Below are 26,582 nucleotides of genomic sequence, written 5' to 3'. Positions count from 1 at the left end.
TGGCGGCCGGGCGGACGCCCCGCGGCGGCCCTGCGGACCGCGGTGAGGCGGCCCGGCGCCGCCGTGCGCAGACTGGAGGCAGACCGCTCGGCACGGAGGTCACGTCGTGGCAGCAGACCCACCCGCGGGGTATCCCGACATGCCCGACCCGTGGACCCTCCGCTACCAGGGCTTCGACCCGGCCGAGGAAGGACTGCGGGAGGTGCTGTGCGCGGTCGGCAACGGCTATGTGGTCAGCCGGGGCGCCGCGCCGGAGTCCGTCGCCGACGGGGTGCACTACCCGGGGACGTACCTCGCCGGCTGCTACGACCGTGCGGAGTCGACGGTCGCGGGACGCGCGGTCACCAACGAGGACCTGGTCAACTGCCCGAACTGGCTGCCGCTGACCTTCCGCCCGGCCGGCGGCGCGTGGTTCTCCGGACCGCCCGCCGAGCAGACGCTGGAACTGGATCTGCGCCGGGGGCTGCTGACCCGCACCGCCCTCGTGGTCGACGGGCAGGGGCGGCGGACCCGGCTGGCGCAGCGCCGGCTCGCCAGCCAGGCCCGGCCGCACCTGCTGGCGCTGGAGAGCACCTTCACCCCGGAGAACTGGTCCGGCCCGCTGGAGGTCCGCTCCGGGCTGGACGGCCGCGTCGCCAACACCGGGGTCGCCCGTTACCGGGGACTGACCGAGCGCCACCTCGTCCCGGCCGGGCAGGGGGCGGACGGGACCGGACTGCTCCGGCTCGAAGCCGACGCGGTCAACTCGCCCCTGCGGATCGCGCTCTGCGCCCGCACCGGCACCGACCGGGAGCACACGGCCAGGACCGAGTGCCGCGAGGGCTGGGTGGCCCGCGTCCTCACCCTGGAGGCCGCGGCGGGCCGGCCCGTCACGGTGACGAAGACCGTCGCCGTGCACACGTCCCGCGACCGGGCGGTCGAGACCCCGCTGCTCGCCTCCCGACTGCTCGCCGCCGAGGCCGGGGACTTCGACCGGCTGCTCGCCGAACACGCTCTGCGCTGGGCGGAGTTGTGGCGCCGCTGCCGGATCGAGGCCGAGTTCGACGGGGTCGGCCCGCTGCACCTGAACCTGTTCCACCTGCTCCAGAGCCACTCCGAGCACTCCGTCGACCTGGATGTCGGCATCCCGGCCCGGGGGCTGCACGGGGAGGCCTACCGGGGACACGTCTTCTGGGACGAGCTGTTCGTCCTGCGGCTGCTCAACCTCCGCTTCCCGGAGCTGGCCCGCGCCGTGCTCCGCTACCGCCACCGCCGCCTGGACGCCGCCCGCCGCCAGGCCCGGGCGCTCGGACTGCACGGTGCGGCCTACCCGTGGCAGAGCGCCCAGGACGGCCGCGAGGAGTCCCAGCAGCTGCACCTCAACCCGCTGTCCGGCCGCTGGCTGCCCGACCACAGCCACCTCCAGCGGCACGTCGGCTCGGCCGTCGCGTACAACATCTGGCAGTACTACCAGTCCACCGGGGACCGGGAGTTCCTCGCCACCGCCGGCGCCGAGATGCTCCTGGAGATCGCCCGGTTCTGGTCCTCCGCGGCCGTCCACGACCCGGCCCGCGGACACTGGTCCATCCGCGGCGTGCTGGGCCCCGACGAGTACCACGACGGCTACCCCGGGCAGACCCGGCCGGGGCTGGACGACAACGCGTACACCAACGTGCTGGCGTCCTGGGTGCTGGCCCGCGCCCAGGACGCCCTGGACGTCCTGCCCGGCTACCGCCGCGACGAGCTGCGCGAGCGCCTGGCGCTCGACACCGTGGAGCTGGACCGCTGGCAGGTGGTCGGCCGGCACCTGCACGTCCCGTTCCACGACGGCGTCCTGAGCCAGTTCGACGGCTACGAACGCCTCGCCGAACTCGACTGGCCGGGCTACCGGCGTCGCTACCCGGACCTGCGCCGGCTCGACCGGATCCTGGAGGCCGAGGGCGACACCGTCAACCGCTACAAGGCGTCCAAGCAGGCCGACGCGCTGATGCTCTGGTTCCTGTTCTCCGCCCGGGAGGTCCGCGACCTGCTGCGCCGCCTCGGCCACCCGGCCGGCCACGAGCTGCTGCGCCGGACCACCGACTACTACCTGCGGCGCACCGTCCACGGCTCGACGCTCAGCTCGGTGGTGCACGCCTGGGTGCTCACCCGCTGCGACCGCCGCGCCTCCTGGCACCACTTCCGCGACGCCCTGGTGGCCGACCTCCGGGACAGCCAGCACGGCACCACGGCCGAGGGCGTCCACCTGGGCGCCATGGCGGGCGCGGTGGACCTGCTGCAGCGCTGCTACACCGGCCTGGAGGTCCGCGAGGACGCCCTCTGGCTGGACCCGCACCTGCCCTCCGCCCTCGGCCGGCTGGAGCTGGACCTGCGCTACCGGGGCCACTGGGGCCTCACCGTCGCCGTCGACCGCCGCACCGTCACGGTCAGCCTGCACCGGGACCGCCAGGAGCCGGTCCGCATCCGCCTGCGCGGCACCGCGGCGACGATCCGGCCCGGCGAGAGCCGGTGCTTCCACCTCTGAACGCCGGGGCCCTCACCGGCGTCCGGAGCCTCAGCGGCACCCGGGCCCTTGCCGGCCGGACCAGCGCGGCTCCACCTGCTCCCAGGCGCACTCCCAGCTCCGCTCGGCCCACCGGTCCAGCCGGCGGCGGCGCAGCGCGAACCAGCCCTCCGTACCGAATCCGAGCACGAGGACCACGCCGAGGCCGACCAGGACGGTGTCGGCGACGACCAGTTCGTTCGACTTGGGCGCACCGGCCGGCTGTCCGGCGTCGTCCAGCCCGACCGGGACGGCCGTCCCGGTGACGGTGCCGTCCGGTACCGGGACGTAGCCGATCCCTGGCCCCACGGGGTACGTCCACCGCGCCGGGGCGTGCTCGCGCACGCTGCCGGCCCGGGGGTCGTCCGACTGCGCCGGGCCCGTGGTCACGGCGGTGACGGCGTGCCGGTGGCGGGCGACCTCCTGCGCGTCCTGTGTCTCCGCGCGGTACGTCAGCACGGCCGCGACCGCCGCCAGGACGAAGCCGGCGAGCACCATCAGGACCGTCCCCGCCACCAGGCGGCTGTACGCGCGGTCGAGCGGACGGCAGAGCGGGTTGTGGTCCCGGCCGGTGGCCCGGCGGACGTGCCCGCGCAGGGACGTGTGCGAGGCGATGTGCCTGTGCGTGGTGACTGCGGCGGACACGGTGCGCCTCCTCGGTGCCGGGACGGGTTTCTGCTCGCACGGACCAGTCTTCCGAAGCCGACAGCCGTCCTCCGAGGGCCGGACGGCCCCGGTCCCGGGCCCTCCGGGCCTCGATCCCCGGGTCGCTCGTCCCGGGCCGGGCCGGCCGGGCCCGGTGCCGGGGGCCGTCCGGCCCCTGCCGGAGCCCGCGTTCGGTGGTGCCATGGAAGTACGGACGGCCGGGCCTTGCCTCCCGGCCCCGCACCGAGCCAGGGAGGACGGCATGAAAGCCGCCGTCGGAGACCGCATCATCGTCCAGGGCACCCGACCGGGCGCGGCCCGCAGGGACGGCGAGATCGTCGGCCTGCACCACCCTGACGGCAGCCCGCCGTACGACGTGCGCTGGTCGGACGACGACCGGGTCACCGAGTACTTCCCCGGGCCGGACGCCCGGATCCACCACTTCGGCCACGATCCCTCGGCCCCGCGACCCGTCCCGCCCAACCCGCACCTCTTCGCCGACTGACGGGCCTCCCCCGTGACCGTCTCCACCGACGCCTCACCCCGTGGGCCGGCCAGGTCGGCGAACCGAGGAGGACCGCCATGACATCCGCGAGTTCCGACGACCCCGGCCGTCCCGTCGTGCTCGGCGTCGACGCCCACGACACCGGCTCGATGCCCACCGTCTGGGCCGCCGACGAGGCCGCCCGCAGGGGTCTGCCGCTGCGGCTGGTGCACGCCGTCCCGTCGCTGTACCGCGAGTTCCGGCCCTCCGACGAGGGCCATTACCACAAGATGCTGCGCGAGCGGGCCGACCAGGCGCTCGACCGGGCCGCGGCCACGGCCCGGGAGCGCCACCCCGGGCTGAGCGTGGCCACCTTCGTGGCGGAGGACGTCCCGGCGCCCGCGCTGTGCCGGGAGTCCCGCCACGCCGAGCTCGTCGTCCTCGGCTCCCGACGGCTGAGCCGGGCCGCGGAGGCACTGAGCGCCTACTCGGTGATCGTCCCGGTCAGCGCCCAGGCACACTGTCCGGTGGTCGTGGTCCGCGATCCCGAGCACACCACCCAGGACCCGCCGTACGTCGTGCTCGGCGTGGACGGCAACCCGTCCTCCGAGCCCGCCGTCGACTTCGCCTTCGCGTTCGCGGACGAGCGCCGGGCCGCGCTGCGCGTCCTGTGGGCCTGGCAGCGCCCGCTGGTCGGCAACCTGGACGAGCCCGCCACCGAGCAGTTGCTGCGCCGGATGCTCTTCGAGTCCACCACGGGCCGCCACGAACGCCACCCCGACGTGAGCGTGACCCACGAACTCGTGCACGGCCACCCGGTCGAGGAGCTGGCCCGGGCCGCCGAGCACGCCCTCGCCGTGGTCGTCGGCCGCCGCGGCAACGGCGGCTTCACCGGCATGCGCCTCGGCTCCGTACCCCACGGCCTGCTGCGCCGCGCCCACTGCCCGATCGTGACGGTGCCCGCTCATCCGCAGTGAACCGGCCCGCTTCCGGTCGGCACCGGCCGGCACCGGCCGGGTCGCCCGTGACGCCGCGGCGCGACCGGGCGCCCCCGTCCGCAGTGCACCGGCGGACGTACCCGTCCGGCGCCCCGGTCCGGGCCGAACGGCCCACCTCCGCACGGGAGTTCCGGGGCGATCCTGAAGGAGACGAAAGGTGGAGACCATGCACACCGTGATCGTGTACGAGAGCCTGTACGGCAACACCCGGGAGATCGCCGAGGCGATCGCCGAAGGCGTCCACGACGCCGACCCCGGTGCGTCCGTCGACTGCCTCCCGGTGGCCGAGGCCGATGCGGACGTCACCCGGTCCGCGGACCTGCTGGTGGTCGGCGGACCGACCCACATGCGCGGCATGTCCTCCGGGCTCAGCCGCCGGATGGCCGCCGTGGCCGAGGGGCACAAGGAGGGCCACGAGGAGGCCGCCGCCGAAGCGCGGGAGACCGTCCAGGGTCCGGGCCTGCGGGCCTGGTTCCACGACCTTCCGACGACCGGGGCCGCCACCTACGCCGCCGCGTTCGACACCCGGGTCGACATGCCCCGGGCCGGCGGCGCGGCCGACGGCATCGCCCACCGGCTCTCCCGCCACCACTACGACGTGGTCGCCGAACCCGAGGGCTTCATCGTGGAGGACACCGACGGACCGCTGCGCGCCGGCGAACTCGACCGCGCCCGCGCCTGGGGCGCGCGCCTGGTCTGATCCCGTTCGAAGCCCCGGCCCTTCGCCGCCGCCGGGGGCCGGAGCGGTCCGTCACCCGTCGTGCACGGCCGGGGTCCACCGCGGCGAGGCGTCTGCGCCGGATCGGGGCGAGACTGGTCCGGGGGCCGGGGACGGGAGTGACCGCGATGTCTGACGGCGCACGCGACGGGTACCGCGCCCTGATCGGCGAGCTGGCCGCCCTGGTACGGCTGGCGGACACCGCGCTGGGCGGCGCGACGGCCGTGCTGACGGACCCTGCCGCCGGCGGGGACGGGATCCCGGCCGCGGAGAAGGCCCTGGAGGAACTGCTGACCCGGATCGAGGAGGACGCAGCCGCGCCGCCCGCCGGACGGGCCGGGGTCGTCGTCGGCGTCCACGTCGGGTGCGAGGTGGAGGCCCTGGGACGGCTGGTGCAGCGGCTCCTGGAGGCCGCCTGGGCTCGCCGGACGCGGGAGCCGCTCGACGAACGGCTGCGGGCCCCGCTGCGCGGGCTCGCGGACGCGGTGCTGGACCTGGTCGCCCGCTCCGCCGACGTCCTGGAGTCGGGGGCGCCCGAGGGTGTCGCGGACCTGCTGACGGAGCTCCACGAGGTCGGACAGCGCCAGCGGCTGCTGTACGAACTGCTGCTCCGCGAGCAGTGGACGGATCCGGTGGACGCCACCGACCTCGTGCTGCTGTCCTGCTGCTACCAGCAGTGTGCCGACCGGGCCGGGTCGATCGCCCGGCACGCCGTGCTGTTCTCGCACGCCGACGTCTGAATCCCCGGTGCACGACCCCAAGCTAGGGCAGGCCGGCGGCGGCGGTCGCCTCCATCAGCAGCCGGCCGGTGGGTTCGTGCCGTACGGCGCCCCGGTCGGTCACCAGCATCGGGCCGAGGACCGGGTCCCCCGCGAGCGGCCCGCCCCGCAGCAGACGGTCGAGCAGCGCCAGCACGTTGTGGGCGTACGCCCGCGAGGCGGTCCCCGGGACCCGCGCCGCGAGTTCCCCCGCGGCGATCACCGTGGCCCCGCCGCCGTCGCCTCCGTCGCCGTCCGGCGTCGCGGTCCCCGACAGGGCGCCCTCGACGTTGCCGCCCTCCGAACCGGCCGCCAGGTCCACCAGCACCGCACCGGGGCGCAGCCGCGCCGTCGTCGCCGCGTGCAGCAGGACAGGCGGCAGCCGGCCCGGCGGGGCGAGGGCCGTCACCACGACGTCGTACCGCACGGCGGCCTCGGCCAGCCCCGCCACCCAGGCCGGGCGTTCCCGGTCCAGGACCTCCCACAGCTGCCGGTCGTCCGTCACCGGGCGCAGCCCGGGCAGGTCCAGCAGTTCCGCTCCCAGGGCGGCGACCGCGGCCCGCTCGCGGTGGCGCGGTTCGACCGCGTGGACCGGGGCGCCGAACCGACGGGCGGTGTCGATCGCCTGGAGGCCCGCCGGCCCGGCGCCGACCACGAGCACCCGGACCGGATCGAACGGTCCGTCCGTGGTGCCCCACGGGGGCAGGCAGCGGTCCAGGCGCTCGGCGGCGAGCAGCACCGCCCGGTACCCCGCCACCCTGGCCTGGGAGGCCTCGGCGTCGAGCGGGTACGCGGCGGGCAGGTCGGGCGCCAGGTCGAGGCCGATCGCCGTCACGCCCCGGTCCGCCCACTGCCGTACCAGGTACGGGATCCGCTGGGGGCGCAGCAGCGCGGCCAGCACCTGGCCCGGGCGCAGCTCGCGCACCGGATCGACGTTCGGCGGACGGATGCCGATCAGCACGTCGGCGCGGCGCAGCAGCTCCGCCCGCCCGGTCACGGTGGCGCCCGCGCCGCGGTAGTCCGCGTCGTGGTGGCCGGCGGGCACGCCGGCGCCGGGTTCGACCAGGACCGTCACACCCAGCCGGCCCACGGCCGGGACCAGGTCCGGCACCAGGGCCACCCGGCGCTCGGCGGGGACGGTCTCCCGCAGCACCCCCACCGTCGCGGCCGTCATCGGTGCCTCCACAGGGTCGGCCTCCAGGCCCAGTATGTCCCGTTTGCCCCACCGGTTCGCCCGGTCGGATACTCGTGCGCAGGGCTGCTCGCGCACGGAACGCCACGCGGCACGGCGGAGGGAGCCGGTCATGGCAGCCAGGGGCTGGCAGTTCTGGGTGGACCGGGGCGGGACCTTCACCGACGTGGTCGCCCTGGCCCCGGACGGCCGGCTGCTCACCCACAAGCTGCTCTCGCACGACCCGGCCCGCTACCGCGACCCGGCCGTCGCCGGGATCCGGGCCCTGCTGCCGCCCGACGCGGACCTCGAAGCGGACGTCGACTCGGTCCGGATGGGCACCACGGTGGCCACCAACGCCCTGCTGGAGCGCACCGGCGAGCCGACCGTCCTGGTCGTCACGCGCGGCTTCGCGGACGCGCTGCGGATCGGCTACCAGAACCGGCCGCAGATCTTCGCCCGCGAGATCGTGCTGCCCGAGCCGCTGTACACCCGGGTGGTCGAGGTGGACGAGCGGATCACCGCCGACGGCGAGGTGCTGCACCCACCCGACCTCGACCGGCTCGCCGAGGACCTGCGCGGCTGCCTGCGCGACGGCATCCGCTCGGTCGCGGTGGTCTGCCTGCACAGCTACCTGCACCCTGCCCACGAGCGGGAGATCGGGCAGCTCGCCGAGCGGCTCGGCTTCGACCAGGTGTCGCTGTCCGGCGAGGCGAGCCCGCTGATGAAGCTGGTGCCCCGCGGGGACACCGCCGTGGTGGACGCCTACCTCGGCCCCGGGCTGCGCCGCTACGTCCGGCAGGTGGCGTCCCGGCTCTCCGGTGTCCGGCTGATGTTCATGCAGTCCAACGGCGGGCTCGCCGAGGCCGGGCACTTCCGGGGCAAGGACGCCATCCTCTCCGGCCCGGCCGGCGGCATCGTCGGCATGGTACGGATGTCCGCACTGGCCGGCCACGAGCGGGTGATCGGCTTCGACATGGGCGGCACCTCCACGGACGTCTCGCACTTCGCGGGCGAGTACGAGCGGGTGGTCACCACCCAGGTGGCCGGGGTACGGCTGCGGGCACCGATGCTGGCCATCCACACCGTCGCGGCGGGCGGCGGCTCGGTGCTGCGCTTCGACGGCGAACGCCTGCGCGTCGGACCGGACTCGGCCGGCGCCGACCCGGGGCCGGCCTGCTACCGGAACGGCGGGCCGCTGACCGTCACCGACGCCAACCTGCTGCTCGGCCGCATCCAGGCCCGGCACTTCCCGCAGGTCTTCGGGCCGGACGGCGACCAGCCGCTCGACACCGAACTGACCCGGCGCCGCTTCACCGAGCTCTCCGCGAAGATCGGCGACCTCTCGGTCGAGGAGGCGGCCGAGGGCTTCCTGCGGATCGCGGTGGGCAACATCGCCAACGCGATCAAGCGGATCTCCGTCCAGCAGGGCCACGACGTCACCCGCTACGCCCTGACCACCTTCGGCGGCGCGGGCGGCCAGGTCGCCTGCCCGGTGGCCGAGGCGCTGGGCATCCGCACCGTCCTCGTCCCGCCGATGGCCGGAGTGCTGTCCGCACTCGGCATCGGCCTGGCAGACACCACCGTCCTACGCGAGCAGGCCGTCGAACGGCCCGTGGCGCAAGAGGAGATGGGCGCCGTACGGGCTCTCGCCGACGAACTGGCGCGGGCGGCCACGGGTGAGCTGCTCGACCAGGGAATCCCGCCGGAACGGATCGACGTGGCCCATCGGGCCCGGCTGCGCTACCAGGGCACCGACACCACGATCGCCGTCCCGTTGGGCGAACCGGCCGACATGCGGGCCGAGTTCGAGGAGCGGCACCGGTCCACCTACTCCTTCCTGATGGACCGCCCGCTGGTCATCGAGGCCCTCGCGGTCGAGGGCACCGGCCTCACCGAGCAGCCGGAGCTCGACACCCTCTCCCCCGCGGCCACCGCCGCCGGGCCCGTCACCGTCCGGCTGTACACCGGCGGCACGTGGCACCGGGTCCCGCTGCTGGAACGCGAGTCGATGCACGCGGACGACACCGTCACCGGCCCCGCCGTGATCGCCGAGGCCAACGCCACCACGGTGGTGGACACCGGCTGGAAGGCCACCGTCACAGCCGCCGGACACCTGCTCGTCGAGCAGGCCGGAGCCACCGCCGAGGAGGCCGTCCCGACCACTGCCGACCCGGTCCTGCTGGAGGTCTTCAACAACCTCTTCATGGCGATCGCCCAGCAGATGGGCGCCCGGCTGGAGTCCACCGCCCAGTCGGTCAACATCAAGGAGCGGCTCGACTTCTCCTGCGCGCTCTTCGACCCGGACGGCAACCTCGTCGCCAACGCCCCCCACATCCCCGTCCACCTCGGTTCGATGGGCACCACCGTCAAGGAGGTGCTGCACCGGCGTGGTCGGCAGCTGCGCCCGGGCGACGCCTACGCCGTCAACGACCCGTACCACGGCGGCACCCACCTGCCCGACATCACCGTGGTGACCCCGGTCTTCGACCCGGACGGCAACGAGGTCCTGTTCTTCGTCGCCTCGCGCGGCCACCACGCCGAGATCGGAGGCACCTCCCCCGGCTCGATGCCCGCCGACAGCCGCGAGATCCACGAGGAGGGCGTGCTCTTCGACAACTGGCCGCTGGTGGTCGACGGACGGCTGCGCGAGGAGGAGACCGTGCGGCTGCTCACCGAAGCGCCGTACCCGTCCCGCGACCCCGACACCAACCTCGCCGACCTGCGCGCCCAGATCGCCGCCAACCGCAAGGGCGTCGACGAGGTCAACGCGATGATCGAGCACTTCGGCCTCGACGTCGTCCAGGCCTACATGCGGCACGTCCAGGACAACGCCGAGCAGGCGGTGCGCCGCGCCGTCGACGGCCTGAGCGACGGCTCCTACCGCTACGAGACCGACTCCGGCGCCGTGATCGCCGTCTCCGTGCGGGTGGACCGCCGGGACCGCAGCGCCATCATCGACTTCACCGGCACCTCGGCGCAGCTCGACAGCAACCTCAACGCCCCCTCCGCCGTCGTCACCGCCGCCGTCCTGTACGTGTTCCGCACCCTCGTCTCCGACGACATCCCGCTCAACGACGGCTGCCTGCGCCCGCTGCGGATCGTCGTGCCGCCCGGTTCGATGCTCGCCCCGCAGTACCCCGCCGCCGTCGCCGCGGGCAACGTCGAGACCTCGCAGGCCATCGTCGGCGCGCTCTACGCCGCGCTCGGCGTGCAGGCGGAGGGGTCCGGAACGATGAACAACCTCAGCTTCGGCAACGCGGAGCACCAGTACTACGAGACCATCGCCTCGGGCTCCGGCGCCGGCCCGGGCTACGACGGCGCGGACGCCGTCCAGACCCACATGACCAACTCCCGCCTCACCGACCCCGAGGTCCTGGAGTGGCGTCTGCCGGTCCTCGTCGAGGAGTTCGCCGTCCGCCCGGACAGCGGCGGCACCGGGCGCCACCACGGCGGCAACGGCGTCCTGCGGCGGCTGCGCTTCCGCGAGCCGATGACCGTCAGCCTGCTCACCGGCCACCGCCGCGTCCCCCCGTACGGCCTGGCCGGCGGCTCCCCGGGCGCGTGCGGCGCCAACCGCGTCCTGCGCGCCGACGGCACCGCCGAGGACCTGCCCGGGTGCGGCAGCGCCGAGGTCGCGGCCGGCGACGCCCTGGAGATCCGCACGCCGGGCGGGGGCGGCTACGGAGAGAGCCGGTGACCTGACTCGGACGGTCGACCGGGTCGTGCCCGGTCACCGCCCGGGCAACGGGACCTCAACCACGGGTGGTGAGGCTGTCGTTGAAGAACGGCACGGCCTCCTGGAGGCACGCTCGACGCACCCGGGAGGCTCGGTCAGTACGGCAGTGGGCGCCCCGAGGGGGTGCGCAGGTCCAACGGCGGCTGCGGGCGCCGCGGCCCCGAAGGACGTTTGACCACCCTGATCGCGGCCATCTCCCTCACCTCCTCGATCACGGGACTTGACAGGACGTCTTCCCGCACGGCGCCGTTCTACTCCCCTGTCCGGCCGCCGCTTCCCGGCAGCGCCCGGAGGCCGCGCCGCCAGGTCAGGGCCCGAGGTCCCACGACACCGGTGCGTCGTCGGCCACTTGACGCGCCGGAGGAGAGCGCCGGCCCTTCGGCCCGTCAGGGAAGGTGGGCGTTGAACACGGGATTCAGCTCACTTCCGCCCCGGTGACCACCGGTCAGCTTTCCGTTCCCGGACCGGGGGTTCGGACGAACAGCGCCGTCCGGTCGTCCGCCGCCGTACGACCGCGCCTTCGCCCCCGGGTCCACCCGCACCCGCACCGGCTGCCGCTCGGCCTGGTCCGCGCCGTCCGCTCCCCACCCTGCTCGCTCGGCACGGCCGGAACGCCCACCGGCTGGCACACGCCCTCGGCACCGGGGAACACACGGCCGCCGAGATCGCCGCGCACGCCCGGAGGCAGCCATGTGCCGTGTCCTCCGCTTCATCGACCTCGGCTGGGAGGACGACGGCCTGGTCGGTGGCCTGGAGCCGCTCATGAAGCGGGCGGTGGCGGCCGCGGAGCAGGAGACTTGATCCCGGGCGATCCCGGCCCCGACGGCCGGGAGCACGGCGGACGGACAGGAGGCGGCGATGACCACGACGGAACCCCTACCGACGGAGACCTGGGCCTGGATGGTGGACCGTCCCGGGCCGGTCGACGGGCCACGACCGGGCCCGCTGGTGTGGGAGCGGCGGTCCCTGGAGGCTCCCGGGCCCCGGGAGATCCTGGTCGAGGTGGAGGCCTGCGGAGTGTGCCGCACCGACCTGCACCTCGCGGAGGGCGACCTCTCCCCCAGGGTGGCGAGGCGCACGCCCGGACACGAGGTGGTCGGGCACGTCCTGGCCGTCGGTGCCGAGGTCGAGGAGTTCACCGTCGGGGACCGGGCCGGGACTGCCTGGCTGGCCCGGACCTGCGGCAGCTGCGGGTACTGCCGCAGCGGGCGGGAGAACCTCTGCCCCGAGTCGCGCTACACCGGCTGGGACCGGCACGGCGGCTACGCCGGCCACCTGACCGCGGACGCCCGCTTCGCCTACCGGCTGCCCGAAGGACCGCCCGCCGAGGAACTGGCCCCACTGCTGTGCGCCGGGATCATCGGCTACCGCGCCCTCGAACGCGCCGAACTGCCGACGGGCGGGCTGCTGGGCATCTACGGCTTCGGCGCCTCCGCGCACCTGACCGCCCAGCTCGCCCTCGCCCGAGGGGCGAGAGTGGCCGTGTTCACCCGGGCAGCGGCGGCCCGGCGGCTGGCGCTGGACCTGGGTGCCGCCTTCGCCGGCGATTCGTACGACCCGCCGCCGGAACCGCTGGACGCCGCCATCCTCTTCGCCCCGGTCGGCGAACTGGTGCCGGTGGCCCTCGCGGCCCTCGACCGCGGCGGCACGCTCGCCGTGGCCGGCATCCACCTCACCGACATCCCGGCGCTGAACTACCAGCGGCACCTCTTCCAGGAGCGCACGCTGCGCAGCGTCACCGCCAACACGCGGGCCGACGGGCGCGCCTACCTCGCGGAGGCCGCCCGCACCCGCCCGTCGGTCCACGTCAGCCGCTACCCCCTGCGCCGGGCGGACGCGGCGCTCGCGGACCTCGCCGCGGACCGGGTGACGGGCGTCGCGGTGCTCGTCCCGGAGTAGTGCGCCGCCCCACCAGGGCGGTCCCGCCGACGGGGCCCGGTGGTGGGCCGAACGGCCCTTCCACCCCGCCCGTGGCAGCGGTCCGCCGGAAAGACAGGCCCGCTCCACCGCTCCGGGCCCTGACGGGCGGAGGCACCGTCCGTGCCGACCGACGAATCCCGCACCGGCACCCAGCAGCTGCCGCACACCGCCTGCGGGCGGACCGCCTCGGTGTCCATCCAGGTCACCTCCCCCGGTCTGCCGCCCGTGCGGTCACCCGGCCTGCTCACGGTCGTCCGCCATACGGTGAGGAACACGCTCGACCGGCCGCCGACCCGGGCGCGCGGTGGTTCACGGCCCGTCTCGGCCCGGCGTCGGGCCTCGCGCCCTGGGCGCGGCGCCCCGAGGCCGACCCGGCCGGGAGCGCCGGCGGCGGGAGAACAGCACCAGCAGGAACCCGCCGAGGTACAACACGAGGACGGCCCTGGCGGGCTGCCCGGCCGGGGCGAAGCCGTTGACGGCCAGTCGGGCCAGAGCGGGCAGAACCGCGGCCAGACCACAGACCAGCAGAGCGGCCGACATGCGCCCGCCGCCTCCCGGGCCGGCGGCAAGGCGGCGCAACGGCCGCTGCGCCCGTTGCACGGCCGGGACCAGTGGGACGAGCAGCAGGGCCAGGAGGGCGAGCCAGAGCGGGCGCAGCAGCCACCACTGCTGGGAACCGACAGCGGGCTGGGGCGCGATCCCGGGCGGGTAGAACGCGATCGCGACGATCACCACCGGAACGGGATGCCACAGGTAGACCGTCATCACCGCCCGGTTGAGGCGGGCGAGCCGGTCCTGCCGCTCCGCTGTGGCGAGCAGACGCCGCCCGGCCGGTTCCGCCGCCAGGAGGAGGCCGCACTGGGTCGCGGCGAAGGCGAGCAGGGCGATGGACGGCGGCGTGGTGTTGCCGGCGCGGCTGCCGGTACCGACCATGTCCACCGGGAACGGTCCCCAGGCCAGCAGGCCTGTGAGGAGGACCGCACCGGCCGCAGCCAACACGACCGGACGTCGGCCGCCGGTGAGTCGACCGTCGTGCCAGGCGAATCCCCACTGGTGCATGGAGCCCCACACCAGCAGGTAGTTGGCGAAGCCGACCACCGGCAGTCCCGGGCCCAGGACCGCCAGATCCACGGCCGCGGCGACGATCGCCATCACGAGGGGCACCCGCAGGCCCCACCGGTGATGCGCGGCGAGGAGCACGGGAGTGAGGGCGATCAACAGCAGGTAGACCGGCAGGAACCACAGGTGCAGGGCGATGTACCAGCCGGTCTGCGCGAGTTCGCCCGTGCCCGCGCCGCTTGCCCGGGCCACGGTGACACCGAGGAAGGCCGCGGCCACGTACACCGTGGTGGGCCAGAGCAGCCGCAGGCCACGTCGGCGTACCCAGCTCGCCCAGTCCCCTTGACGTCGGCGGTGCTCGGTCCAGGAGGCCGCGTTGGCGAAGCCGCCGACCAGGAAGACGGTCGGCATCACCTGGAAGAGCAGTGTGAGCCAGCGCCCCCAGGCCACGTACTGCAGCGCGTCCTGACCCGCGAGCTGCCCGTTCCGGTAGGTGAGGTTCGTCAGCAGCCAGTGGCCCAGAACGACCGTGCCGATCGCCCCCACGCGCAGGAGGTCCGCGTAGCGGTTGCGTTCCACGGTTCGACTCCCGGCTGTTGTTCGGGCTCCTCCGCGTGGGACCGGGTCCTGGGAGCGGACGAAGCCGTCATCCCGTGTCTCGGTGGCCCTTCCGGGCCGCGTCGGCAGTCGTCGCTGCGGTCTCTGGGTCGGTGGTTTCGGCAGGCGGGCCGCTCCCGGCGAGGCTGGTGACGGCGGTGTCACAGACCGGGCAGGCGTGCCGGTGCCAGCGCGGCGGGCACCAGGGGTCACCCTGTGCGGCAGGGTGCGGAGAGTCGGGTTGCATGTCGCGGGTCGACAGCCCGCAGAGGGTGAGCTGTGCCGGGGTGGGCGTGCCGGCGGCGGCGTGGACCCGGACGACGGGTGCCTTCAGCGTGGCGGGCTGTTTGTCGGCTGTGAGGATCCGTATGTTCATCGGTCCGTCCAGCTCCAGCAGTGCGATGAGATCCATACTCCCACCGTGGCCTGCCCGGGCACCGGGTGCATCCGGTCGTCGGCGCGCGGGTGTACTCGACAGGTACGAGCCCGACCGCACCGAAGCCGCCGAGCGCGCCGGCCGTGCCGCTCCTGCGGGCTCAGGTGCAGTGGGGCAGGCCACCGAATTCCCGGGGACGGGCCTTGCGAATCTCCGGGTGCGGCCACCGCGGAGGGTGCGGCTCGCTCCTGGCGGACACGGGAGGGCGCCACGCACAGTGGTCCGTGCGGGGCGCCCTCACGCGTGCAGGAGGTCAGGCGGGGCGGATGTGCTCCGCCTGCGGGCCCTTCTGGCCCTGCACGACGTCGAAGGTCACCTTCTGGCCCTCCTGGAGTTCACGGAATCCCTGGGCGTCGATGTTCGAGTAGTGAGCGAACACGTCGGGGCCGCCGCCGTCCTGCTCGATGAAACCGAAGCCCTTCTCGGCGTTGAACCACTTCACGGTGCCGGTTGCCATGTGCTTCTCCTTCGTGGGGACTGATCGGGTCCCACGGGTGCGGGCCCGGAGGTGATCGCCTTGGTCCGGAGAGGCATTGACCAGCAAAAACGCCCACGGCATGTAACCGCGGGCGAGAACTTCGGAACCACGACTGCTTGATCAGAACGTTACACCGCCGGAGATCCGGCGGCCAGGGAACCGAGCCGGACACGACAGCGTCATGGCTGTCGCGCCCACGGGCGCTCGGGTCGACGCCGAGCCGTCGGCGGCGGACAGGAGCGGGATACCCGCACCGAACAGATGCGGGAGTCCCGGCACTGGCAGACCCTTGGAGGAGAACCGACTCCGGAGGAGAGCGATGACCGGTGCCAGTGCCTCACGGGAACCGAGCGCCATGGTGCACATGTCGATCTCCGGTGCGCCATCCGTGGCGAACGTGGTCGCCGATACGGTGGGGCAGTCGTTCAGGCTGATCGCTGTCCCCGGTCCCGGCACCGCGAGGGACTACGTCTCACTCGCCGACCAGGTGGTCCACACCCGCTGGCAGGTGGACACGTCGGCGCCGGTCACGGAGGCCCCCGCACAACCGGTCGCCCGTGCAGACGTTGGTGCCGACTCGGTGAAGGTGGAGCTCGACGGCAGAGCCGATGCCGTGGCCAAGGTCTCGACGCTGATCCGCGCCCGCTTCCGCGCCGGCCCCCCGACGGGATTCTCTCAGGCGTTCGAAGTGTGGCCGTCGAGCCCGCCGGACGCCCCGGGCCGGCCATGACCGAGGCGGCATCCGTGGCCGCATTCATCCGGTTCTGACGGGGCCCAGTGGTGGGCCGAACGGCCCTGCCGTCCCGCTCCCGGCAGCGGTCTGCTGGATACGGAGGCCCGTTCCCCACCCCGGGCGCCGACCGCACCCGGAAACGACCCCATCTCCTCCTCTGGAGGCCATCATGGCCAGTGACCTGCGCAGAAGATTCCCGTTCGGCGGCCGGTGGCCCTCGCTGCCGGACCTCTTCGAGGACTTCCCCGCCGACCTCCGCCTGCCACGCGGCACCCACATGATCCGCATCGAGGAGTCGGTGGCCGACGGCATCTACCAGCTGAAGGCCGAACTCCCCGGCGTCGACCCCGACAAGGACATCTCGATCAGCGTCGACGACGGCATGCTGACGGTCCAGGCCGAACGCGCCGAGGAGAAGAAGGACGAGCAGCACTCGGAGTTCCGCTACGGCTCGTTCAGCCGCAGCGTCCGGCTCCCCGCCGGCGTCCGCGACGAGGACGTCACCGCGTCGTACGACCGAGGCGTCCTGACCGTCCGGGCACCGATCGGCGAGGTCGCGAAACCCGCCCGCAAGATCGAGATAACCCGGGGTAGTTGATCCCCACGTCCGGGCCCCGGACACCGCTCCGGGCCCGGCAGACCCTGGAGCCGGAGATGACCACGAAGACCCCGACACCGATGCGCACCAAGCGCTGGACCCTGCGCCTCGACCTCTTCGAGGAGGGCGACGCCACCAAGGTCCACGCCGTCCTCGACACCGGTGACAACACCCTGGAGAGCCGTACCACCGCCCACCGCAACCCCCACGACCCGCCCGTGCCCGAGATCGGCGACGAGTACGCCGCTGCCCGGGCCCTGATCGACCTCGGCCACCGGCTCCTGCGGGCCGGCCGCGTCGACGCGGCGGCGAACGAGGCGTCTCCGCCGGGCGCGGGGTGAAGATCCACGCGGCCGGGGACGCCTCGACGAGGATGGCCCTGGACGCGGTCGCGGTCATGCGCCGACGACACGGATCGCGGCCGGTCTTCCTTGGGAAAGTCCCCATGATGCCGGCCGTCCCGACGCCCGGGTACCGGCTGAGTCCGCGCCTGCATCGCCGGCTCCGGAGAGGCCTGCGACGCACGGCGGCTGCTGCTCAGACCGTGAACCAGCGCTCGACGGCCGCCCGCAAGGCGGCCAGCTCGGCCGGGTCGGGGCGGGGTGAGCCGCAGGCCCAGGCCACGTAGCCGTCGGGGCGGATCAGCAGACCGGTGAGGCCGGCCGGGCCGCCCTGCGCGACGACGGGGTCGACGGCATCCTGATCCTCCGCCAGCACTGCCGTCGGCGACTGATCCTCGGTCAGATCGATCAGCAACGGCCGGGCGCTCCTGGCGAGTTCGGCGATCCGGACTTCACCCGTCCCGGTGATCAGCTCCAACTCCGGTGCGAAGTAGCCAACTGCGGGATGGGCATCGGTGATGCCCATGTCGTAGCGCACGTCGGTGCCCGCGGTGAGGTCGGCGAGGTGCTGGACGACCTCCTTGCGAGTGAGCAGTTCCGTGAAGAGCTCGCGCAGGGCGGTGGTGTCGCTCCCCGGTGCGGTGAGCGCGGACTGTGCCTCGGCGTTGAGCACCATGCGGCGGGCGGCCTGGCGGCGCTCGGTGTCGTAGGTGTCGAGCAGGCCGGGCGGGGCGGTGTCGCGCAGCGCGGCGGCGAGCTTCCAGCCGAGGTTGGCTGCGTCCTGAAGCCCGAGGTTCAATCCGGGGCCGCCGCCGGAGGTGTAGACGTGGGCGGCGTCGCCGACCAGGAAGACCCGGCGGTCGCGGAACCGGTCGGCGACCCGGGTGTTGCCGCCGGTCAGCCGCCGCAGCACATGCGGGCCCGTCCCGTCCGGCAGGCCGAGCGGCAGGTCGACGCCGAGGACCCGGCGGATGCTCGACTCCATCTCGGACAGGGTCATCGGCTCGTCGGTCGCGGGCTGGTCCCATTCGGTGGTGCTGACCAGCGGTGGCCGGCCGGGGAACGGCGCGTAGGAGAAGCCGCCCTGGTCGGTGCGGTGGGGCAGGAAGGGCAGGACCGGCCCGTGACCGGGAATGGTCAGGGCGCCGTTGACCGGGTCGACCCAGTCGGCCGGGACGGCGGCGTGGGCGGTACGGTTGGTGCGGCGGTCGTAGCTGACACCGGGGAAGGCGATCCCGGAGAGCTTGCGGATCGCGCTGCGCGCGCCGTCCGCGCCGACCACGTAGCGGGCGCGCAGTTGCTGGTCGCCGTCGGGGCCGGTGACGTCGAGGGTGACGGCGTCCTCGTCCTGGGCGACGGCGCTGACCCGGTGTCCGCGGCGCAGGTCGACACCGAGTGCGTGGGCGCGCTCTTCCAGGACCTCGACAATGCGGTGCTGCGGAGCGGCCAGGCCGAAGACCGGACTGGCGTCCAGCAGGCCGAGGTCGAGGCCCATGGCGGCGAACATGAAGTACGCGGAGTTCGGCTGCGGAGGCTCCGGACTGCCGCTGAGCGGCTCGTGCAGGCCGCGGTGGTCGACCAGGCGCACCACCTGGCCCAGCAGGCCGTTGGCCTTGGGTTCGGTGCTGGGCTGCGGGAGCTGCTCCAGCACGATCGGGTGGATGCCGGCCAGACTCAGTTCGCAGGCCAGCATCAGCCCGTTGGGGCCGCCCCCCACGATGATCACGTCGGCTGTCACGGTCACGTCTCCTTGGTGCGAACGGGAAAGGGTGGCACCGGAAGCGGGTTGGCCGCCGCTCTGCGCTACGGGACGGGCAGGCCGGCGGCGAGCTGCTCGAAGACCTGGGCCAGCACCGCGCCGAGCTGCACGGATCCGTCGGCGCGCAGGCTGTGCTCGACGGCCACTGCGCTACCGGCCGCGACCACGGACGCGACCAGCTTCGGGTAGACGTCGCGTTCGGTGTCGGTCCCGGTGCGCTGCGCGATGGCCCTGGCCAACTCCTGCTGGGCGGCGGCGTTGGCCTTGACGATCTCACCGGCCAGCGCGGGTTCGGCCAGCATCAGCCGCACCCCCTGGCGCCAACGTTCGTTCTGTGAAGCGGAGTTGTCCGGCGGTACGAACTGCCCCAGGACGGCGTGGAGCAGCGAGTCCCACAGCCCTTCGCCGGCTGGGCGGGCGAGCAGGTCGTCGGCGACTCGGAGCATCCGCTCCAGGTGACTGGCGGCGATCGCCTCGGCCTTGCCGGCGAAGTAGTTGCGGAAGGTACGAACCGAGACGTCGGCCTCGGCCGCGATCTGATCGACCGTCACATTGCCCCAGCCATGCAGGACGCAGAGCCGGATCGCCGCCTGACTCAGCGCGACCCGGGTCTCCCGCTTCTTGCGCTCGCGGAGCCCGGGCTGCCCGGCCGTGCGGGCCTCGTCCACAGGTGCCATGCGAGCAGCGTAGGGCAAATCTTGCCGCCACGGCAAGATTTCCAGAATGGCAAGTTTTTCCAGGGTCCTCCTGCCATCAGCCCTTCGGGGGGCGGCGCTTGACAGGTCATCAAGGCGACGAGAGAGTCTTTCTTGCAATGGTTTTCATCTTCGATAGCTGTTGCGGGTGACTGCTGCCCGCCACGGGTCGAAGCCCGACGCACCCCCGAAAGAGGACCCCCATGTCGCTCGACGTCTCCCCCGCCCTCCTCGCCCAGGCCCAGCAGGGCCGCGTCGGCGAGGCCGACTTCCTCGACACCGTCCGCACCTCGCTCCCGTACGCCTACCAGGTCGTCGCCGGACTCAGCACCGAACTCGCAGCCGGTGACGCCGAGTTCACCACCGACAACACCACGCCCAGCGACGAACAGCGCGCCCAGCTGCTGCGCGCGCTCGCCAGCAACGCGATCCGGGGCAGCCTGGAGAGCCACTTCGGGGTGAAGCTCGCCTTCGTCAACTGCCACCGCGTCGGCGCCTTCCGCCCCGGCGCCGAGGACGGCGCGGCGTACCGCGAGTTCACCTCACTGCACAACCAGATCCGCAACCAGAGCCCGGAGCTGCGCAGCTGCTGACGGCCGGCCCGGACACGGTCCGGGCGCGCGGGCTCCCACCCTGCTCGACGGGGTGGGAGCCCGCACATGTGGCCGCCGCATTGCGCCGTATTGCGGGCCGGTGTCCGGATCGCGCGCCGATCTTGTCGGGCAGCGCGGCGGCTGCGTACGTTCGGAACGCACCACCCGACCGGCCCGCCCCGGGCCGCCCCCTCACCCCGCGGAGCCCCTGATGTCACCGGCCCCTCGCCCACTGCGGAAACTCGGCTTCCTGACCATCGGGCTCTTCGACGAGGCGGACCCTCGCCGCGGCCACGAGTCCACCCTCGACCTCATCACCCTCGGCGAGCGGCTCGGCTTCGACAGCGCCTGGCTGCGCCACCGCCACCTCCAGTTCGGCATCTCCTCCCCGGTCGCCGTGCTCGCCGCGGCCACCCAGCGCACCAGCCGAATCCAGCTCGGCACCGCCGTCACTCCGCTCGGCTGGGAGAACCCGCTGCGCCTCGCCGAGGACCTGGCCACCGTGGACGTGCTCTCCGGCGGCCGGCTCAACCCCGGCTTCAGCGTCGGCCCGCCCACCCACTACGAGCACGTGCGCGGCGCGCTCTACCCGGACACCGGCGAGCAGGAGGACTTCGGCCCTGGACGCGCCGAACGGCTGCTCGCCCTGGTCCGCGGCGAGGACGCCTCCGACTTCGCCGGCACCGAGGGCATCGAGGTGTACTCCCGCCGGGTCCAGCCGCACTCCCCCGGCCTGGCCTCCCGGCTCTGGTACGGCGCCGGCAGCCTGCGCTCGGCCCGCTGGGCCGGCGAGCAGGGGCTCAACCTGCTGACCAGCAGTGTGGTGAAGGCGGAGGACGACGAGGGACCGCTCGACTTCGCCACCATCCAGGCCACCCGGATCCGCGCCTTCCGCGAGCGCCACCCCGACGGCCACCAGGCCCGGGTCTCCCAGGGCCTGGTGGTCATTCCCACCGACAGCGCCACCCCCGAGCAGCGCGCCAGGTACCAGGCCTACGCCCACGCCCGCACCCCGCGCACCCTCGCCCCGCAGGGCCCGGCCCGGCTGCTGTTCGCCCCCGACCTGGTCGGGACGTCCGAGGAACTCGTCGAGCGGCTGCACGCCCACGCCGGCTACCGCGAGGTCGACGAGGTCGCCTTCGCCCTGCCGTTCACCTTCGAGCACCAGGACTACGTACAGATCCTCACCGACCTGGCGACCCGCCTCGGACCCGCCCTCGGCTGGGAGCCCGGGCAGGACGGATCGATCGGCAACGCTCCGGGGATCCCGGCAGGTTGAGCCGCAACCGGGTCGGTGCGAGGTGCGTCCCAAGCGAATACGAACGGCCGAGGGGCCGAACAGCTTCCGGGGGACACCGTGATCGGACCACGCGACGCCATGCCCGTACCACCGGCCCTGCCACCGTGTCCGAGCTGCAGGCTCGCCGACCAGGTCCGCAGCGTACCGGCCGTCTACCGGGCCGGAAGGAGCACGGAGACCGTCCGCTCGCTCAGGGACGACCGCGGGCACACCGAGACCCGCGTGGTCATCAGCGACCTCGCCCGGGCGCTGGCCCCCGCCCCCGACCGCCACCCCGAACGCGCTCCGGTCGTGCTGGGCGTCCTCGCCCTCTTCGGGACCGTCGGCGCCTTCTTCGCCGCCGAAGCCCAGAGCGATCAGGATGCGTTCGTCAGGAGCAACTTCCCGACCGGGTCGGCCCTGTCCCACTCCTCCCCCGACACCGGCACCCTCCACACGCTCTCCGGCGTCGGCCTGGCCGTCGCCATCGCCCTGTTCGTGACCGCCGCACTGCTCCGCGTCAACGCCAACCGCGAACTCGCCGGCCGTCCCCAGGCCGAACGCCTCTGGTCCCAGGCCTGGTACTGCGCCCGCTGCGGCACCGCCCACTTCTCACCCGCCGCCGGGCAGGGACCGGCGGCCTTCAGCCTCCGGGAGTTCCGCCGCCGGGTCTGGACCGCCGGCGGCTACGGCCACCTCGCGGACCGCTACTGAATCAGAACTCGCCGGTGTCGAGGTCGAGTTCGAACGGCTCGGGCAGCCGCACCGGCACCCCGAACGGGTGCGGCCCCTCGACCCGGGTGTAACCGAGCGCGCCCGGCTGGGAGAACAGCGTGCAGGCCCGCTCCTGCCGGTCCACCAGGAGGTGGAGCGGCGCACCGAACCGGGCGTAGCGGCGGCGCTTCACGGTCCGGTCGGTGTCGGCGTTCGAGGGGGAGGTGACCTCGACCACGAGGACTGTCTGGTCCGGAAGCAACGCACCGGGATTGTTCACGGCCGGTTTCACCGGCACAAGGGCCAGGTCGGGAGAACACCGGCAAGCTGGTACTGCGCCCGGCATGAAGCTCCCCGGGCGGCCGCCACCCCCGTGCGGCCGCCCGGGGCCCGGGTCCACCGGGTCAGAGCAGGCGCTTGATCTCGCCGCGCGCCCGGTAGAAGCCGCCCGAGGCGGACTCCCGCACCTCGGCGACGAGGTAGCGCGCCCCGGCGACCCGGATGTCCTTGGGGAACTGCACCCGCCGCGACGGGTCGTAGCCCTGCGAGACCACCCGCACCCGCAGCCGGGCGCCGTCCTGGACGCACTCGACCTCGACCTCGCCGCCGGTCCTGGCGGTGGCCACCGCGACCGTCTCCAGTCCGGCGCCGGCCAGCACCGGCTCCCAGCCCGCGCCCTTGACCTCGGCGGTCTTCGGCAGCGTGCCGTCCTCGGCCGCCCGCACCGCCTGCTCGCTCGCGTCCAGGCAGGCCAGCGAGCCGTCGGTGGTCACCAGGTAGAGCCGGCCGTCCCGGTACTGCATGCTGTACGCCGAGCCGCAGCCGGTGGCGAGCTTCCACAGCCGGGTGCCGTCGGCGGCGAAGCAGTACACCGAGGAGTGGTTGTCCCCGGCGAAGACGTACTCGCCGTCCGGGGAGGCCGCGCAGGAGAAGACGGCGGCGTCGCAGCGGTAGGCGGCCACCTCCGCGCCGTCCGACTTGCGCAGCCGGTGCACCCAGCCCCGCGCGGTGCCGGCGAACACCTCGTCGGCCTCCTGCCAGCCGAACAGCACCTCGCCCTTGGTCGGGGTGTGCCACCGCTGGTCGCCGCTGCGGTTGTCGTAGCGGGCGACGCCGCGCGAGTGGCCGTGGTAGACGCCGTCGGCGTCGCAGCGCACCATCCAGCCGGCCCGGCCGTCGGCCTGGCGGCGCCACTGGAACTCGTCCTCGTGGTCCACCGTGGTCAGCCCGCCGCGCTCGTCGGCGACGCCGAGCACGCCGTCGTGGATGTCGAGCCAGAAGATGTCCACGTCCTGGGCGATCTCGTACGCCACCCGCGGGACCTTGCCGCCCAGGTCGTACACCTTGCCGTCGTCGCAGCCGGCGTAGATCCACCAGTCGTCCGCGACGATGCACTTGACGCCGTCCGGCAGGCCGTAGCGGGCGGTCACCTCGCCGTCGTGGGTGAGTGTGTAGACGTCGCCGCGCTCGTTGCCGACCCAGGCGTGCTCCTCGCCGACGAAGATCCCGAAGGCGGGTGAGCCGGAGCGGAAGCGCCACAGCAGCGGCGCCTGGTTGGCGGTCGAGCGGGTGCTGACGATCTGCCGCCTGGTCACCGCCCGGCGCTGGCGCGCGCCCTGGACCGCCGGGGCGTACCCCTTGCGGACCTTCTCGCCGATCTTCTTGGCCGCCGACGCGGCCGCCTTCTCCGGGCTCGGGTACGTCGTCGACTTGCTCTGCCCGGGCTCGCCGATCCGCCCGTACCGCACCGTCACCACCTGGCCGGCGAGCCGCACCTCGTAGAACTTGTGCGCGCTGCCCTCGTCCTCGGACAGTTCGAGGTACGTGACCTGCTCTTCCACGGCGACGGACACGGTGCGGCCCCTTTCGGGCATCGGAGACGAGGGGCCGGCGGACCAGCCCGCCGACACCTCCAAAGCTACGGCCCGTCACTGACAACCGGCTCCGCCGGGGGTGGGGCGGGACGGCCGAGGTCAACGCGGCTCGACGGGCAGGGCGAAGCTCGGCGGGGTCAGCGCAGCTCGGCCAGGAGGGCGCGCAGCCGCTCGTCCTCGCGGATGAGGTCGTACGGGAGCAGGGTGGTGTCCCGCGCGGCGGCGGCGAGTGCGTACAGGGCCTCGCAGCCGCCCGTGACGTCGGCGCCCGTCGGACCGACAACTCCCTCCCGACCCGCGCGTGGTGCCGTTTCGTTCGGCGACGCGGGGGCGAGGCCCGCGGCGGCCTCGGGCCGGCGCGCCTTCCATCCCTCCTCACGGCCCCGGCGAGTCCCGACGAGGGCGAGTGTGACCTCCGGGCTCGGCGGGTCCGCGGCCCGTGCGGGCCAGCCCGGCGTCGCAAACCCTTCCAGGGGCGCCGGTCCGGCCGTGCCGGACACCACCCGCCCACAGGCGCCACCGGGCCGCGTCGTCCCCGGCAACGGCGCACCTCCTGCGTCGCCCCGTCCTGGGTCCAGGCGTCCGCTCAGGCGGCGGGGAAGCAGTGCAGGTCCTGGCAGGACCGGCCAGGAGCGGTACACCCGGATCGGCGGTAGCCCGTAGGCGGCGCACCTCCCCACGGCGGCGGACCAGGTAACGGCGTGCGCAGTTCGTGGGCCGGCGGACGGCGGGCGTGTTCGTCCTCGCGACGGCGTCATCCGGGTTCCCCGGACACCCGGACGGCGCAGTCACGGGCCCGTGACCATCACGTCGGCACCGGGCCGGGTATTCGACGTGCCATGAGCGACACATCCGACGACCGTTACGCGGTCTCCGTCGAGTTCTACGACCTCCTCCAGGCCGACGACGACCGCCGCAGGGCCGAGCGGCGTTTCGGCGAGGCCGGGCGTCACGCCCGTCACGGCATCCTGGACGTCGGCGCGGGCACGGGCATCGTCACCCAGGTTCTCCTCGACGCCTCCACCGTTCCGGTCCACGCCGTCGAACCGGCCACCGCGATGCGGACGGCGCTGCTGACGCGCCTGGCCTCGCTGAGCGCCGACCGGCGCGCCCGCGTCACCGTCCACCCCCGCCCCGTGGAAGCGACGGACCTGGAGGAGGCCGCCGACCTGGCCGTCGCCTCGAACGTCATCGCCTGCCTCGACCCGGACACCCGCCGCGCCACCTGGCGGGCCGTCGCACGGGCTCTGTTGCCGGGCGGGCTGTTGCTGTTCGAGCCGCCGCCCGCCACGCTGCCCGCCGGACGCGAGGCGGTGCGTCGGCTCGGTCCGGTGCGGGTCGGTCCCGACCTCTACAGCGCGCAGGTCACCCGCGAACCCGATCGGGACACGCTGCGGACCGTCTTCACCTATCGCGTCGAACGCGACGGGCACGTGGTCCGCGAGGAGAGAGAGGCGTTCAGCATGTGGCCGGCCGGTGAGCAGCAGCTGCGCGGGGAACTCGAAGCCGCGGGCCTGCGGGTGGTGCGGGCTCCCAGCCGGGACCTCATGGCCGCACGCCGGCCGTCGCGGTGAGCCGGAGCGACGGGTGTGTCCGGCGCCGTCCGGGCCGGGCGCCGGCGATGCGATGTCGCCCGGGTGGGGCAGTGCTCCGGGGTTCCGTCGTGCGTACTGACGGGGAACGGAGGAGCGTGGTGCGGACCCGACCGCTTGCGGGGCCGGTCGACGCCCGGCCTGCCCCGTCCCTGTGAGGTGACCCAGTGGCTGACGTACCGGTGGAGACGTTCATCGCGGTCCGTCCGCGTGCGCAGGTGGCCGCGAGCGCGGACGAACTGCTCCGGCGCCGTGCGGGTACGGTGCCGGTGGAGGAGGCGGGGGCGCTCGCCGTCTACCGCTGGGCGTTGGATCCGGTGGGTCCGGCGCCGGTGACGGGCCGGGTGCTGGACGGCCCGCCGGCCGATCTCGACCTCGCGGTGGAGGAACGCGCGGCGATCGAGGTCTCGCGCGACCGTACCCGGCCGGGGGCCGAACGGGAGCGTGCGGTGGGTGCGGCCCGCGCGTTGGCATGGATCCTCGGCTTCGCACCGACAAGCCGCTGAGGGTGGCCGCGACCAGCCGTCCCGACGGCACCGCGTCCGGCTATGTCCTGTGGCTGCGCAGCCCGTCGGGAGCCTTCAGTGTGTTGCCCGTCGCGGCCACCGGCCGCCTCGGCCCCGCCGGGCACCCCCTCTACACCGGCTGCGACGGGCAGCTCCTGGTGGAGATCACCGCCGAGGGGCGGCACCGCGCCCTCGCCCGGCCCGCCGACGCCCGCATCCTGACCGCCGCACCGTGCTCGTGAATCTCCGGCGCCGTGCGCTGCGGCCCGTGGCGGGGCGGTCTCGGCGCAGGAGGGTGGCGAGCAGCTCGGCGATGGCGGGGCCGGCGTCGGCGGGGCGGCGGAGCTGTTCCCCTCGGGCGGCTCGGGGGCGCT

25 protein-coding genes and 1 pseudogene are annotated in these 26,582 nt (G+C 74.1%); 16 read left to right on the top strand and 10 right to left on the bottom strand.

The features are described 5' to 3' along the window. Positions 1 to 139: 139 nt before the first annotated feature. The gene (locus tag KS423_RS10115) at positions 140 to 2,503 is read left to right on the top strand and encodes a glycoside hydrolase family 65 protein (protein WP_224277421.1); all 2,364 of its coding nucleotides are present in this window, start codon (positions 140 to 142) and stop codon (positions 2,501 to 2,503) included. A gap of 30 nt (positions 2,504 to 2,533) precedes the next feature. Here the strand turns inward: KS423_RS10115 and KS423_RS10110 are convergent, their stop codons facing one another. Beyond that, the gene (locus KS423_RS10110; RefSeq protein WP_224277420.1) at positions 2,534 to 3,166 is read right to left on the bottom strand and encodes a hypothetical protein; all 633 of its coding nucleotides are present in this window, start codon (positions 3,164 to 3,166) and stop codon (positions 2,534 to 2,536) included. 262 nt (positions 3,167 to 3,428) lie between these two features. Between KS423_RS10110 and KS423_RS10105 the strand changes: the two genes are divergently transcribed. From KS423_RS10105 to KS423_RS10090, 4 genes are all read left to right on the top strand, one after another. Then, positions 3,429 to 3,671 carry a DUF1918 domain-containing protein gene (locus tag KS423_RS10105; RefSeq protein ID WP_308020163.1) on the top strand — a complete coding sequence of 81 codons (243 nt, stop codon included), beginning with the start codon at positions 3,429 to 3,431 and terminating at the stop codon, positions 3,669 to 3,671. Positions 3,672 to 3,748: 77 nt separating this feature from the next. Beyond that, positions 3,749 to 4,627, top strand: a complete 879-nt coding sequence (locus KS423_RS10100) for a universal stress protein (protein WP_224277417.1) — start codon at positions 3,749 to 3,751, stop codon at positions 4,625 to 4,627. A 187-nt stretch (positions 4,628 to 4,814) separates the two neighbouring features. Next, on the top strand, positions 4,815 to 5,348 hold the full coding sequence (locus tag KS423_RS10095; protein WP_224277430.1) for a flavodoxin domain-containing protein: 534 nt from the start codon (positions 4,815 to 4,817) through the stop codon (positions 5,346 to 5,348). A gap of 146 nt (positions 5,349 to 5,494) precedes the next feature. Continuing rightward, a complete protein-coding gene (locus KS423_RS10090; protein WP_224277415.1) occupies positions 5,495 to 6,106 on the top strand; it encodes a hypothetical protein in 612 nt (203 codons plus the stop codon). A 22-nt stretch (positions 6,107 to 6,128) separates the two neighbouring features. Here KS423_RS10090 and KS423_RS10085 read toward each other — a convergent pair whose 3' ends face one another. Then, on the bottom strand, positions 6,129 to 7,298 hold the full coding sequence (locus tag KS423_RS10085; protein WP_224277413.1) for an NAD(P) transhydrogenase subunit alpha: 1,170 nt from the start codon (positions 7,296 to 7,298) through the stop codon (positions 6,129 to 6,131). 130 nt (positions 7,299 to 7,428) lie between these two features. On the opposite strand from KS423_RS10085, the gene KS423_RS10080 reads away from it, so the two are divergent. Together KS423_RS10080 and KS423_RS10075 are read left to right on the top strand one after the other, a co-directional pair. Then, entirely contained in the window at positions 7,429 to 10,995 is a 3,567-nt protein-coding gene (locus KS423_RS10080) for a hydantoinase B/oxoprolinase family protein (protein ID WP_224277411.1), read from the top strand. Positions 10,996 to 11,892: 897 nt separating this feature from the next. Beyond that, the gene (locus KS423_RS10075; RefSeq protein WP_224277409.1) at positions 11,893 to 12,933 is read left to right on the top strand and encodes a zinc-binding alcohol dehydrogenase family protein; all 1,041 of its coding nucleotides are present in this window, start codon (positions 11,893 to 11,895) and stop codon (positions 12,931 to 12,933) included. A gap of 330 nt (positions 12,934 to 13,263) precedes the next feature. Here KS423_RS10075 and KS423_RS10070 read toward each other — a convergent pair whose 3' ends face one another. The 3 genes from KS423_RS10070 to KS423_RS10060 all read right to left on the bottom strand — a co-directional run bounded on the left by KS423_RS10070 (position 13,264) and on the right by KS423_RS10060 (position 15,503). Next, on the bottom strand, positions 13,264 to 14,592 hold the full coding sequence (locus KS423_RS10070) for an acyltransferase (RefSeq protein WP_224277407.1): 1,329 nt from the start codon (positions 14,590 to 14,592) through the stop codon (positions 13,264 to 13,266). A gap of 67 nt (positions 14,593 to 14,659) precedes the next feature. Then, positions 14,660 to 15,022, bottom strand: a complete 363-nt coding sequence (locus KS423_RS10065) for a hypothetical protein (RefSeq protein WP_224277405.1) — start codon at positions 15,020 to 15,022, stop codon at positions 14,660 to 14,662. A gap of 277 nt (positions 15,023 to 15,299) precedes the next feature. After that, positions 15,300 to 15,503 (bottom strand): cold-shock protein, encoded by a 204-nt coding sequence (locus KS423_RS10060; protein WP_224277403.1) that lies wholly within the window; start codon positions 15,501 to 15,503, stop codon positions 15,300 to 15,302. A 340-nt stretch (positions 15,504 to 15,843) separates the two neighbouring features. On the opposite strand from KS423_RS10060, the gene KS423_RS10055 reads away from it, so the two are divergent. The 3 genes from KS423_RS10055 (at position 15,844) to KS423_RS10045 (ending at position 17,196) form a co-directional block, all read left to right on the top strand. After that, on the top strand, positions 15,844 to 16,254 hold the full coding sequence (locus tag KS423_RS10055) for a hypothetical protein (RefSeq protein WP_224277401.1): 411 nt from the start codon (positions 15,844 to 15,846) through the stop codon (positions 16,252 to 16,254). 172 nt (positions 16,255 to 16,426) lie between these two features. Further along, complete coding sequence (locus tag KS423_RS10050; protein WP_224277399.1) at positions 16,427 to 16,855, top strand: Hsp20/alpha crystallin family protein; 429 nt, start codon at positions 16,427 to 16,429, stop codon at positions 16,853 to 16,855. Positions 16,856 to 16,911: 56 nt separating this feature from the next. Beyond that, positions 16,912 to 17,196: a dsRBD fold-containing protein gene (locus KS423_RS10045; protein ID WP_224277397.1), complete on the top strand. Its 285-nt coding sequence runs from the start codon at positions 16,912 to 16,914 to the stop codon at positions 17,194 to 17,196. A gap of 196 nt (positions 17,197 to 17,392) precedes the next feature. Here the strand turns inward: KS423_RS10045 and KS423_RS10040 are convergent, their stop codons facing one another. Together KS423_RS10040 and KS423_RS10035 are read right to left on the bottom strand one after the other, a co-directional pair. Next, positions 17,393 to 18,934 (bottom strand): FAD-dependent monooxygenase, encoded by a 1,542-nt coding sequence (locus KS423_RS10040; RefSeq protein WP_224277395.1) that lies wholly within the window; start codon positions 18,932 to 18,934, stop codon positions 17,393 to 17,395. Between the two features lie 65 nt (positions 18,935 to 18,999). Continuing rightward, complete coding sequence (locus tag KS423_RS10035; RefSeq protein WP_224277393.1) at positions 19,000 to 19,632, bottom strand: TetR/AcrR family transcriptional regulator; 633 nt, start codon at positions 19,630 to 19,632, stop codon at positions 19,000 to 19,002. 221 nt (positions 19,633 to 19,853) lie between these two features. Here KS423_RS10035 and KS423_RS10030 point away from each other — a divergent pair, with 221 nt between their 5' ends. The 3 genes from KS423_RS10030 (at position 19,854) to KS423_RS10020 (ending at position 22,236) form a co-directional block, all read left to right on the top strand. Next, positions 19,854 to 20,243 carry an SCO5389 family protein gene (locus KS423_RS10030; protein WP_224277391.1) on the top strand — a complete coding sequence of 130 codons (390 nt, stop codon included), beginning with the start codon at positions 19,854 to 19,856 and terminating at the stop codon, positions 20,241 to 20,243. A gap of 211 nt (positions 20,244 to 20,454) precedes the next feature. Further along, on the top strand, positions 20,455 to 21,522 hold the full coding sequence (locus tag KS423_RS10025) for an LLM class flavin-dependent oxidoreductase (protein WP_224277390.1): 1,068 nt from the start codon (positions 20,455 to 20,457) through the stop codon (positions 21,520 to 21,522). 99 nt (positions 21,523 to 21,621) lie between these two features. After that, positions 21,622 to 22,236, top strand: a complete 615-nt coding sequence (locus tag KS423_RS10020; protein WP_224277388.1) for a hypothetical protein — start codon at positions 21,622 to 21,624, stop codon at positions 22,234 to 22,236. A gap of 1 nt (position 22,237) precedes the next feature. On the opposite strand, the pseudogene KS423_RS10015 reads toward KS423_RS10020, so the two are convergent. The 3 genes and pseudogenes from KS423_RS10015 to KS423_RS10005 all read right to left on the bottom strand — a co-directional run. Beyond that, positions 22,238 to 22,549: pseudogene (locus tag KS423_RS10015) on the bottom strand (Uma2 family endonuclease); the annotation flags it as partial. 91 nt (positions 22,550 to 22,640) lie between these two features. Continuing rightward, positions 22,641 to 24,110 (bottom strand): WGR domain-containing protein, encoded by a 1,470-nt coding sequence (locus KS423_RS10010; RefSeq protein ID WP_374119931.1) that lies wholly within the window; start codon positions 24,108 to 24,110, stop codon positions 22,641 to 22,643. A gap of 137 nt (positions 24,111 to 24,247) precedes the next feature. Beyond that, the gene (locus KS423_RS10005; RefSeq protein ID WP_224277384.1) at positions 24,248 to 24,652 is read right to left on the bottom strand and encodes a hypothetical protein; all 405 of its coding nucleotides are present in this window, start codon (positions 24,650 to 24,652) and stop codon (positions 24,248 to 24,250) included. Positions 24,653 to 24,949: 297 nt separating this feature from the next. Between KS423_RS10005 and KS423_RS10000 the strand changes: the two genes are divergently transcribed. The 3 genes from KS423_RS10000 (at position 24,950) to KS423_RS09990 (ending at position 26,450) form a co-directional block, all read left to right on the top strand. After that, on the top strand, positions 24,950 to 25,684 hold the full coding sequence (locus tag KS423_RS10000; protein ID WP_224277382.1) for a class I SAM-dependent methyltransferase: 735 nt from the start codon (positions 24,950 to 24,952) through the stop codon (positions 25,682 to 25,684). A gap of 185 nt (positions 25,685 to 25,869) precedes the next feature. After that, positions 25,870 to 26,208 (top strand): hypothetical protein, encoded by a 339-nt coding sequence (locus tag KS423_RS09995; RefSeq protein ID WP_224277380.1) that lies wholly within the window; start codon positions 25,870 to 25,872, stop codon positions 26,206 to 26,208. A gap of 2 nt (positions 26,209 to 26,210) precedes the next feature. After that, positions 26,211 to 26,450, top strand: coding sequence for a DUF6296 family protein (locus tag KS423_RS09990; protein WP_224277378.1), 240 nt, complete (start codon positions 26,211 to 26,213; stop codon positions 26,448 to 26,450). The last annotated feature ends 132 nt before the right edge of the window (positions 26,451 to 26,582 follow it).

The organism is Streptomyces sp. LS1784 (assembly GCF_020103755.1).
GTDB lineage: Bacteria > Actinomycetota > Actinomycetes > Streptomycetales > Streptomycetaceae > Kitasatospora.
This window is presented reverse-complemented; position numbering and strand designations above follow the sequence as displayed.

Bases quoted from the DNA above. Each gene is read 5' to 3' on its own strand.
- KS423_RS10050 (WP_224277399.1), top strand. From the start codon at position 16,427: ATGGCCAGTGACCTGCGCAGAAGATTCCCGTTCGGCGGCCGGTGGCCC.
- KS423_RS10115 (WP_224277421.1), top strand. From the start codon at position 140: ATGCCCGACCCGTGGACCCTCCGCTACCAGGGCTTCGACCCGGCCGAG.
- KS423_RS10065 (WP_224277405.1), bottom strand. From the start codon at position 15,022: ATGGATCTCATCGCACTGCTGGAGCTGGACGGACCGATGAACATACGG.
- KS423_RS10025 (WP_224277390.1), top strand. From the start codon at position 20,455: ATGTCACCGGCCCCTCGCCCACTGCGGAAACTCGGCTTCCTGACCATC.
- KS423_RS10105 (WP_308020163.1), top strand. From the start codon at position 3,429: ATGAAAGCCGCCGTCGGAGACCGCATCATCGTCCAGGGCACCCGACCG.
- KS423_RS10055 (WP_224277401.1), top strand. From the start codon at position 15,844: ATGACCGGTGCCAGTGCCTCACGGGAACCGAGCGCCATGGTGCACATG.
- KS423_RS10075 (WP_224277409.1), top strand. From the start codon at position 11,893: ATGACCACGACGGAACCCCTACCGACGGAGACCTGGGCCTGGATGGTG.
- KS423_RS10020 (WP_224277388.1), top strand. From the start codon at position 21,622: ATGCCCGTACCACCGGCCCTGCCACCGTGTCCGAGCTGCAGGCTCGCC.
- KS423_RS10030 (WP_224277391.1), top strand. From the start codon at position 19,854: ATGTCGCTCGACGTCTCCCCCGCCCTCCTCGCCCAGGCCCAGCAGGGC.
- KS423_RS10090 (WP_224277415.1), top strand. From the start codon at position 5,495: ATGTCTGACGGCGCACGCGACGGGTACCGCGCCCTGATCGGCGAGCTG.
- KS423_RS10095 (WP_224277430.1), top strand. From the start codon at position 4,815: ATGCACACCGTGATCGTGTACGAGAGCCTGTACGGCAACACCCGGGAG.
- KS423_RS10010 (WP_374119931.1), bottom strand. From the start codon at position 24,110: ATGCCCGAAAGGGGCCGCACCGTGTCCGTCGCCGTGGAAGAGCAGGTC.
- KS423_RS10000 (WP_224277382.1), top strand. From the start codon at position 24,950: ATGAGCGACACATCCGACGACCGTTACGCGGTCTCCGTCGAGTTCTAC.
- KS423_RS10080 (WP_224277411.1), top strand. From the start codon at position 7,429: ATGGCAGCCAGGGGCTGGCAGTTCTGGGTGGACCGGGGCGGGACCTTC.
- KS423_RS10035 (WP_224277393.1), bottom strand. From the start codon at position 19,632: ATGGCACCTGTGGACGAGGCCCGCACGGCCGGGCAGCCCGGGCTCCGC.
- KS423_RS10100 (WP_224277417.1), top strand. From the start codon at position 3,749: ATGACATCCGCGAGTTCCGACGACCCCGGCCGTCCCGTCGTGCTCGGC.
- KS423_RS10085 (WP_224277413.1), bottom strand. From the start codon at position 7,298: ATGACGGCCGCGACGGTGGGGGTGCTGCGGGAGACCGTCCCCGCCGAG.
- KS423_RS10045 (WP_224277397.1), top strand. From the start codon at position 16,912: ATGACCACGAAGACCCCGACACCGATGCGCACCAAGCGCTGGACCCTG.
- KS423_RS10060 (WP_224277403.1), bottom strand. From the start codon at position 15,503: ATGGCAACCGGCACCGTGAAGTGGTTCAACGCCGAGAAGGGCTTCGGT.